The organism is Pseudomonas sp. P4_C3, from assembly GCF_056402075.1.
In genome coordinates this window covers 1-8,087 of sequence record NZ_JBFUIC010000209.1, presented here as the reverse complement: position 1 = coordinate 8,087, position 8,087 = coordinate 1, and the positions used below count along the sequence as shown (strand labels likewise).

Sequence of the window (8,087 nt, the reverse complement as noted above, 5' to 3'; positions counted from 1 at the left end):
CAGCCTTTACCCACCACATTGTGCAACGGCTGTTTGAAGCCCAGGGCCTGACGCCAAACATCGCCATGAGCACCAACTATCTGGAAACCATCAAGATGATGGTCTCGATTGGCCTGGCCTGGAGCGTTTTGCCGCGCACCATGCTCGATGACCAGGTAGCACGCATACCTTTGCCGGGCATACAGCTCACTCGCCAGCTAGGCTATATCCTGCACACGGAAAGGACGCTGTCGAATGCTGCGCGGGCCTTCATGGCCTTGCTGGACGCTCAACTCGATCCGCCAGGGACTCAAGGCTAACTTGTGCTACTCCTATAGAGCCGAGAATTCCTGCAACAAACGCCCAAACTCAGCTCAAGGCTTGCCAATGCCGAAATCTGTAGACCGTATTCCGCCGATGCCGCGAATTCAGGCACTTGATCCGAAAAGCTCAGAACAGAGCTGGGAAAGTGCCTCGCAATTACTGGCCGCGCTCAACGGCGCGCGCCTGGGCGCCTGGTATTGGGACATCGAGCGCGGGCAGATCAGCTGGTCCCGGGGCACGCAGGCGCTGTTCGGCTTCGACCCCCGCAAACCATTGCCATCGGATCTGGAATACCTCGACCTGCTGCCCCCGGAAGATCGCGCGAAAACCCTTCGCGCCTTCCACGCGGTCATCGCTGGCGCGCCACTGGAGCAAGCGATGCATCACCGCATCCGCTGGCCCGATGGCAGCCTGCACTGGCTGGAAATCAACGGCAGCCTGTTGCCGGACAAGCACGGCAGGCCACGGATGATCGGCGTGATCCGCGAGATTACCCACCAGCGCCAGCGCGAGCAGGCGTTGAGCAGCTCGGAAAAACGCTTCGCCACCCTGTTTCACCTGTGCCCGAACATGGTCCTGCTGACCCGCCAGGAAGACGGCCTGATTTCCGAAGCCAACCAGCATTTCGAAAGCCTGTTCGGTTGGCCGGTACAAAACGCGATCGGCCGCACCACCCTGGAACTGGGGCTGTGGGTGCATCCCGAGCAACGGGCCGACCTGGTCAAGGCCACCAAGGCCAAAGGCGACCTGGTGAGCATGGAAGTGCAGTTTCGCGCCAGCAATGGCCAGGTCCATGACGGTATCCTCAGTGCGCAAAAAGTCGAGCTCGAAGGCCAGCCCTATCTACTGAGCACGTTCCTGGACACCACCGAACGCAAAGTCGCCGAACATGCCCTCAAGGACAGCCAGGAACGCCTCGACCTGGCCCTGGACTCCGCGCAGCTCGGCACCTGGGACTGGCACATTCCCAGCGGCATGCTCTACGGATCGGCACGGGCCGCCCAACTGCACGGCCTGGACGCCAAACCCTTTCACGAGTCCTTCGACGAGTTTTTCGAAGGCGTGCCCGGCAAAGAACGCGACACCATGCGCGACGCTTACCGCAGCCTGCGTGAAGGCCCGGCCGGCAACTATCAATTGACCTACCGCGTGCAATTGCCTGACGGCAGCTCGCGCTACCTGGAAAGCCGCGCCCGCCTCTACCGCGATGACAACGGCGTGCCGGTGCGCATGGCAGGCACATTGCTCGACATCACCGACCAGGTGGAGCGCGAACAACGGCTGGTGGCCTCCGAAGAGAAATTCGCCACGCTGTTCCAGGTCAGCCCCGACCCGATCTGCGTCACCCACCAGGACAGCGGCCAGTTCATTGAAATCAACTCCAGCTTCACCCAGACCTTCGGCTGGAGCACCGCCGATGTGATCGGCCGCAGCGCCGACGAAATAGGCCTGTGGGACGCTTCAGCGAAAAGCCTGCGACGGATCGAACAAGTGATCCGCGAACAAGGCCTGAACAACGTCGCCATTCTCGTCCAGCACAAGGACGGACAGGTCCTGACTTGCGTGATTTCCAGCCGCCAGATCAGCGTCGGCGACCAGCCCTGCATTGTCACCACGCTGCGCGACATCACCCAGCAACAGCGCTCGGAAGCGGCGCTCAAGGCCAGTGAAGAGAAATTCGCCAAGGCGTTCCACTCCAGCCCCGACGCCATCACCATCACCGAGCGCGACACCGGGCGCTATCTGGAGGTCAACGACGGCTTCTGCCGCCTGACCGGCTACCGCGCCGAAGAAGTGGTGGGCCGCACGGTGTATCAGGTGGGGATTTGGGCTGAAGAAAAACAACGCTCGGCGCTGCTGKCGGAATTGCAGATCAAGGGCCGGGTTCATCACCAGGAAATGCTCGGGCGTAACAAGCGCGGCGAACTGCTCACTGTCGAAGTCTCGGTGGAGCCGATCACCCTCAATGAAACCGCCTGCCTGCTGTTGACCGCGCGAGACGTCAGCCTGCTGAAAAACGCCGAAGCGCAGATTCGCCACCTGGCCTACCACGACTCACTGACCAACCTGCCCAATCGGGCATTACTGATGGACCGCCTGAGCCAGCAGATCGCCCTGCTCAAACGCCATAACCTGCGCGGCGCGCTGATGTTCCTCGACCTCGACCATTTCAAGCACATCAACGACTCCCTCGGGCATCCGGTGGGCGATACCGTGCTGAAAATCATCACCGCGCGCCTGGAGGCCAGCGTGCGCATGGAAGACACCGTTGCGCGCCTGGGCGGTGACGAATTCGTGGTACTGCTCAGCGGTCTCGAAGGCTCGCGCAGCGAGGTCAGCGATCAGGTACGCCAACTGGCCGACACCATCCGCGAACTGCTGTCCGAACCGATGTTCCTCGATGGCCAGCGCCTGCAAGTGACACCAAGCATCGGCATTGCGCTGATCCCCGATCACGGTTCGACCCCGACCGACCTGCTCAAGCGCGCCGACATCGCGCTCTATCGCGCCAAGGACTCGGGGCGCAATACCGCGCAGATGTACCACAACACCATGCAAAAGGCCGCGAGCGAACGCCTGCGCATGGAAACCGACTTGCGCCTGGCGCTTTCCCGGGGCGAGTTTCGCGTGCATTACCAACCCCAGGTCGACGCCCGGGGCGACCGCATCGTCGGTGCCGAGGCCCTGGTACGCTGGAATCATCCGGAGCTTGGCCCGCAGTCACCCAACGAGTTCATCAAGGTACTGGAAGACAGCGGACTGATTCTGGAAGTCGGCACCTGGATCCTCGACGAAGCCTGCCAGGCCTTCAAGCAATTGATCGAAAACGGCCTGATAGACCCGCTAAGATTCAGCCTGTGCGTGAACATCAGCCCGCGCCAGTTCCGCCAGAACGACTTCGTCGAGCGCGTCGAAAACAGCCTGAACAGCTATGGCCTGCCGTGCTCCCTGCTGAAGCTGGAAATCACCGAAGGTATCGTGATCCAGAATCTGGAAGACACCATCAGCAAAATGCGCCGCCTGAAAAAACTCGGTGTGAGCTTCGCCATGGACGACTTCGGCACCGGCTATTCCTCGTTGACCTACCTCAAGCGCTTGCCGGTCGACACCCTGAAAATCGACAAGTCGTTCATCCGCGATGCCACCAGCGACCCGAACGACGCCGAGATCATCCGCGCCATCGTCGCCATGGCCCACAGCCTGGACTTGAAAGTGATTGCCGAAGGGGTGGAAACAGCAGAGCAACTGGAGTTCTTGCAGGGGTTGGATTGTCACTTCTACCAAGGGTATTTGCATAGTCAGCCGTTGCCGGTTGAGGAGTTTCAAAAACTGCTGAAGTAGCGTTTTTAGAGGACAAGGCACAAAAAAGTTTCAGGCCGCTTCAGCCACCGGCAGACCCAACAAACGCGAGACGTTATCCAGCTCGGTCTCACGGCGCAGCACGGTGAACAGCTCCACCGCCTCGGGATAATTGCGGGTCAGCATCGCCAGCCATTGCTTCAGGCGACCCGGCGACTGGCGAGGCGTCATCTGTGCCTTGGCCTGCAACCAGAAGTCCTGGATCAGTGGCAGCAACTCGGCCCAGGTCATCTCGACCACCTCCTCCCCGGCCCGCGCGGCAGCGATCTGCCGGGCCAGATCCGGACGCGACACCAGGCCACGACCGAGCATGATGTCTTCCACGCCGCTGATCTCGCGGCAACGCCGCCAGTCTTCGACGCTCCAGATATCACCATTGGCGAACACCGGCACCTTGACCACGTCCTGCACCCGTGGAATCCACTCCCAGTGCGCGGGCGGTTTGTAGCCGTCAACCTTGGTCCGCGCATGCACCACGATATGCTCCGCACCACCTTCGGCCAGGGCCGTGGCACACACCAGCGAACCGTCCGGGCTGTCGAAGCCCAGGCGCATCTTGGCAGTGACCGGAATGTGTGCAGGAACGGCACGACGGACGTGCTCGACGATCTGGTTGAGCAGCTCGGGCTCCTTGAGCAGCACCGCGCCACCACGGGATTTGTTGACGGTCTTGGCCGGGCAGCCGAAGTTCAGGTCGATCACTTCAGAACCCAGCTCGCAAGCCAGCGCGGCATTTTCCGCCAGGCACACAGGATCGGAACCGAGCAGTTGCACACGCAGCGGCACACCGGAGGCCGTCCGGGCACCGTTGAGCAACTCCGGGCCGAACTTGTGGAAATAGGCAGGTGTCAGCAACTGGTCGTTGACCCGAATGAACTCGGTCACGCACCAGTCAATACCACCCACGCGGGTCAGCACATCGCGCAGGATGTCGTCGACCAACCCCTCCATGGGCGCCAAAGCAATTTGCATGAAAAACACACTCGAGGAAAAACGTGCGGCAGTTTACTGGTTTCAGCAGGACTCTGCAGAACATCGCAGATCCCCTGTAGGAGCAGCCGGTCGACGCTCGATTGCTCGCGATGGTCGTCAACGTTAACGCGACCAGCCTGACGCCCCGCGGCGGTCTCAGGTTTTTCGCGAGCGAGCTCGCTCCTACATTGGTTAGAGCGATAGCAATGCCGGAGCATAACCCTCGATGAACTCTACCGGCATGCGCTTGGGCTTGCCGCTGGACAGCTCGATACAGACGAAGGTGGTTTGCGCGCGCAGCAAGGTCGAATTGTCGCTGGGTCGCTTCAACTGGAAATGCCGGGTCATTCTCAGGCGCTGATCCCAATCGACAATCCAGGTCGCCAATTGCAACTCATCGCCTTCATAGGCTGCCGCCAGGTAATCGATCTCGTGGCGCACCACTGCCATCGCCCGGTCCAGCCGCCGGTATTCGACCAGGTCCAGGCCAAGGCGTTGGGAGTGGCGCCAGGCACAGCGTTCGAGCCAGGTCACGTAGACCGCGTTGTTCGCGTGCCCCAACCCGTCAATGTCCTCGGCGTCCACTTGCAGATCAATGATAAATGGCGTTTCCCGATCCCAGCCCATGCCCGACTCCCTGGTCAGATAATTTCGACCAGGGCAGTGTAACGGATGCTCAAGCGGATTGGCGCGATTGCAGACGGCGACCGGCCAGCAGTGATAACACGCCATCAATCACCCGAGGGTCAGCCAGCACCCGCTGATGCCCACCTTCTTGCAGGCGCAGCAAACGGCTGTCGAACCACGCTTCGTGAATCAGCTGGGATTCCTTCACAGAGACAAGATTGTCGTCTTCGGCGTGGACAATCAGGCCGGGCATATCGAGTTGATAGTGAGCGACATCCAGCGTCGCGGCGCGCATGCCGACGTCTTGCTCGACCTGGCGAATGAACGCCGAACGGGCTTTTGGTGGCAGTCCGACGTAGCGGGCGAACCCACGCAACACACCCAGAATCCGCGCCGGGGCAGCGATGCTGACCAGGGTTTCCGTGCGCAGGCCCAACTGCACCGCTAGCATCGCACTGGCGCCCCCCATGGAGTGGCCGATGACCGCTTGCAGTGGCGGCAGTTCGGCGGCGGCTTCGAGCATGGCACGAGCAAAGAGCACCACATTCGCCTCGCTGCCCGGCGAGCGCCCGTGAGCCGGACCATCCAGCGCGACCACGGAGTAACCGGCATCGACCAACGCCGTGATCAGGCTGGCAAACTGCGTTGGCCGCCCTTCCCAACCGTGCATCAGCAACACGGCCGGGCCTTGCCCCCAACGCAACGCCGAGAGGCCGAAACGCAAGGTGATCCGCTCGGACCTCGCCAACAGCGGCAGCTCCCAGTCACGGGGCGGCAGATCCCGCGGTGTCATGAAGGCCAGTCGCATTTTGCTAGCGACCAGTTTCGGGGCAAACCAGCCCAAGGTGCCATTAACGCCACGAACCCACTTTAACGCGCTCATCGCATTCTCCTCAGGCCGCAGCCTTCAGGTCAACGCACTGCCGATTTGGCGGCGCGCAGTAATCGATCGGACAACTCTCCTGGCCCCAGCGCCCGCGCCAGAGCCAGCCCACCCACCATCAAGGCCATATCGGCCAGGGCTTTTTCGGTTTCTTCAGGACTGGCCGCCAACTGCGCGACCATCATTTCGACGTGTTCATTCAATGCAATACGAAACGCTTCCGGCAGCCGTCCCAGTTCACCGACCGATGCCGGGATCGGGCACGCCGATTCGGAGGAATCACGGTGCTTGCGCGACAGGTAAAACGCTGCCACCAGAGTGCGGCGCTCTTCGCCGGTCAACTCCGCGTCCATGTCGGCAATCAGGTCGCGGCGGTGACCGAGCAATTGCTTGAACGCCTCCAGCATCATCGCGTCCTTGCTTTCGAAGTGTGCGTAGAAGCCGCCGACCGTCAGGCCCGCCGCGCCCATCACTTCGCCCACGCTTGGCTCGGCCGGGCCGCGCTGAATCAGCGCTGCGCTGGCAGCCTTGAGGATGCGTTCGCGGGTTTGAGCTTTTTTATCGTTCATCGTTGCCTCCGAATATTACGATTGAAATATTATTCTCATAATAAATTTTAGCAAGTCATGGGTGTGACCGCTGGTCTGAAGAACAGTTTTTTGGGAAGTGGAGGAATTTGGCCAAACGCCAGACAAACAAAAGGGCCATTCAATAATTGAATGACCCTTATAAATCCCGCAGAGCGGGTAATCGTGGCGTCCCCTAGGGGACTCGAACCCCTGTTACCGCCGTGAAAGGGCGGTGTCCTAGGCCACTAGACGAAGGGGACACAAACCCTTCTATACAACTGATCAGTGCTGAGAGCTGATCGATTCAAGGCCGGTGTGGCCAGACCTTGAACTGTAAAATTGGTGGAGCTAAGCGGGATCGAACCGCTGACCTCCTGCATGCCATGCAGGCGCTCTCCCAGCTGAGCTATAGCCCCGGATTTTTCGCCTCGCGGCGGAGCGACATCTTGCAACATCGCTTCTGTAAAACTGGCGTCCCCTAGGGGACTCGAACCCCTGTTACCGCCGTGAAAGGGCGGTGTCCTAGGCCACTAGACGAAGGGGACGCAAACCCTTCTATACAACAGATCAACGCTGAGTGTTGATCGCTTCAAGACCGGTGTGGCCAGGCCTTGAAGTGTAAATTGGTGGAGCTAGACGGGATCGAACCGTCGACCTCTTGCATGCCATGCAAGCGCTCTCCCAGCTGAGCTATAGCCCCTCATCGTTGATGTCATCGCTGAGGACGGGGCGAATCTTAAGGGTGTATCGAAAGCCTGTCAAACTTATTTTTCAAAAAATTTAAAATTTTTTGCCGACATAACAATCACTTACCGCCCTCCCCCGGAAAATCCGGGAGGTTTGCAACCAACGCAGACCTGTAGGAGCTGGCGCAGCCTGCGATCTTTTGGCTTTGCTTTTTGAAAACAAGATCAAAAGATCGCAGCCTTCGGCAGCTCCTACAGTAGACCGCAAGCGCTTAAGCGATAGCGCCCAACAGCTTTTCCCACTCTTTGTTTTCTTTCTTCGACACACCGCCCAGCAGGTCGATCGCTTGGCGCAGACGGAAACGGGTCAGGTCCGGCCCGAGGATTTCCATCGCATCGAGCACCGACACCGAACTGGCCTGGCCGGTGATCGCAGCGAACATCAGCGGCATGGCATCACGCAGCTTCAGCTCCAGGGACTCGACCACCGCCTGAATGGTTGCGGTGATGCTGTCCTTCTCCCACTGACGCAGGCTTTCGAGCTTCCACAGGATCAACTGCATCAACTGGCGGACCTGATCGCCCGACAGCTTCTTGGATTCGAACAGCCTGGCATCGGGGTTCACGCCACCGGCAAAGAAGAACCCGGCCAGCGGTGCCACCTGGCTGAAGGTTTCGACGCGGCCC

The 8,087-nt window shown here is 60.3% G+C and carries 6 protein-coding genes, 4 tRNA genes and 1 pseudogene; 2 read left to right on the top strand and 9 right to left on the bottom strand.

Features of this window, described 5'->3' with window-relative positions; all coding sequences use genetic code 11:
- On the top strand, nt 1-299 hold a 299-nt coding region (locus tag AC1DVH_RS23105; RefSeq protein WP_477755764.1), incomplete at its 5' end, for a LysR family transcriptional regulator substrate-binding protein.
- Between the two features lie 67 nt (nt 300-366).
- Entirely contained in the window at nt 367-3,645 is a 3,279-nt protein-coding gene (locus AC1DVH_RS23100) for a sensor domain-containing protein (RefSeq protein ID WP_477755763.1), read from the top strand.
- Between the two features lie 30 nt (nt 3,646-3,675).
- Here AC1DVH_RS23100 and AC1DVH_RS23095 read toward each other — a convergent pair whose 3' ends face one another.
- The 9 genes and pseudogenes from AC1DVH_RS23095 to AC1DVH_RS23055 all read right to left on the bottom strand — a co-directional run.
- Entirely contained in the window at nt 3,676-4,635 is a 960-nt protein-coding gene (locus AC1DVH_RS23095; RefSeq protein WP_008050845.1) for a tRNA dihydrouridine synthase, read from the bottom strand.
- A gap of 192 nt (nt 4,636-4,827) precedes the next feature.
- Nucleotides 4,828-5,262, bottom strand: a complete 435-nt coding sequence (locus tag AC1DVH_RS23090) for an acyl-CoA thioesterase (protein ID WP_477755762.1) — start codon at nt 5,260-5,262, stop codon at nt 4,828-4,830.
- 49 nt (nt 5,263-5,311) lie between these two features.
- Nucleotides 5,312-6,145, bottom strand: coding sequence for an alpha/beta fold hydrolase (locus tag AC1DVH_RS23085; RefSeq protein WP_477755761.1), 834 nt, complete (start codon nt 6,143-6,145; stop codon nt 5,312-5,314).
- 29 nt (nt 6,146-6,174) lie between these two features.
- Complete coding sequence (locus tag AC1DVH_RS23080; protein WP_477755760.1) at nt 6,175-6,714, bottom strand: TetR/AcrR family transcriptional regulator; 540 nt, start codon at nt 6,712-6,714, stop codon at nt 6,175-6,177.
- Between the two features lie 184 nt (nt 6,715-6,898).
- A tRNA-Glu gene (locus AC1DVH_RS23075) sits at nt 6,899-6,974 on the bottom strand.
- A gap of 80 nt (nt 6,975-7,054) precedes the next feature.
- Nucleotides 7,055-7,130: transfer RNA gene (locus tag AC1DVH_RS23070), tRNA-Ala, on the bottom strand.
- Nucleotides 7,131-7,183: 53 nt separating this feature from the next.
- A tRNA-Glu gene (locus AC1DVH_RS23065) sits at nt 7,184-7,259 on the bottom strand.
- A 79-nt stretch (nt 7,260-7,338) separates the two neighbouring features.
- Nucleotides 7,339-7,414, bottom strand: a tRNA-Ala gene (locus tag AC1DVH_RS23060).
- 258 nt (nt 7,415-7,672) lie between these two features.
- A pseudogene (locus tag AC1DVH_RS23055) lies at nt 7,673-8,087 on the bottom strand (glutamate--tRNA ligase); the annotation flags it as partial.

What these genes read in the sequence shown, in the direction of transcription:
- AC1DVH_RS23080 (WP_477755760.1), bottom strand. Translation starts at nt 6,714, where the DNA reads ATGAACGATAAAAAAGCTCAAACCCGCGAACGCATCCTCAAGGCTGCC.
- AC1DVH_RS23085 (WP_477755761.1), bottom strand. Translation starts at nt 6,145, where the DNA reads ATGAGCGCGTTAAAGTGGGTTCGTGGCGTTAATGGCACCTTGGGCTGG.
- AC1DVH_RS23095 (WP_008050845.1), bottom strand. Translation starts at nt 4,635, where the DNA reads ATGCAAATTGCTTTGGCGCCCATGGAGGGGTTGGTCGACGACATCCTG.
- AC1DVH_RS23090 (WP_477755762.1), bottom strand. Translation starts at nt 5,262, where the DNA reads ATGGGCTGGGATCGGGAAACGCCATTTATCATTGATCTGCAAGTGGAC.